1 protein-coding gene is annotated in these 1,013 nt (G+C 36.9%); it reads left to right on the top strand.

Annotated features, from left to right (window positions below):
* Window positions 1-184: 184 nt before the first annotated feature.
* Window positions 185-1,013: MCP four helix bundle domain-containing protein (locus ABU914_RS15405; RefSeq protein ID WP_379670573.1), on the top strand; the 829-nt coding region annotated here is incomplete at its 3' end.

Below are 1,013 nucleotides of genomic sequence, written 5' to 3' on the forward strand. Positions count from 1 at the left end.
AAATCACGTCTTCTGCTCAAGCACTTACAAAGCTTGCAGATGATATGGCTGAAGTCGTAAGAGCGTTTAAATTATAACAACATTAGAACTAACTTTAGACCTAATATTACAAAGAAATAATTTTTATATTTAGGTCTAAATGTTCAGCTTTTTTAGTCGATGAACTTATTAAGGGGGAACGGTTATGAAAAAACTACAACATAAAATCCTAATAAGTTTCATCGTTATTTTATTACTGTTAGCTGGACTCGGTGGGTTAAGCTTTTTTAACTTACATAGCTCTAACGAAAACGTTGAAAACATGATTTCTAGAGATTTGGAACTACTCGTATCTAGTGAAAACATTTCTCAAAATATTGCTGAACGTATTTCAAGTGTGCGAGCATATGCACTCTACGATCGCAGTACATACCGAATGCAATATACTGAGCTTACGGAAAACAGCCTTGAATTAAGTGAGGAGCTTCTAACTGCCGGTAAAGGAACGAATCGTTTATCAGAAATTGAGGAGTTATTAGAATTAACGAATGCTTGGTCAACGTTCATCGAAGAAACCGTCTTACCATCAATCACCTCAGGTGACAGTAAAGTTGCCCACGAGCAACTTCAACAAGCTGAAGTCCAAGCCGTACAGCTTATGCATCGATTTAATAAGTTATCAGAAGATAATCAATCGATGATAAAAGAAGCAGGTCATTCAGTTTTAGAAGGGGCTGAACGGACAGAACAAATCATTTTGATTACTGTAATTTCTTCACTTGTTCTCGGCATGGTCATTGCCTTTTTTTCCGCACAGGGCATTGTTAAACCAATTTTGCAAGTTGTAAATCGGCTTAAACAGATTGCAAAAGGTGACTTAAATGGCGAAGAATTAAAGACGAGAGCAAAAGACGAACTCGGTTCACTCGTAAACTCTACTAATGCTATGGTGAAAAGTTTACGAACACTCGTCACAAAAACGAACCAATCATCAGAACAAATTGCTGCTTCAGCAGAAGAATTAACGGCAAGTG

The organism is Pueribacillus sp. YX66 (assembly GCF_041725775.1).
GTDB lineage: Bacteria > Bacillota > Bacilli > Bacillales > UBA6769 > Pueribacillus.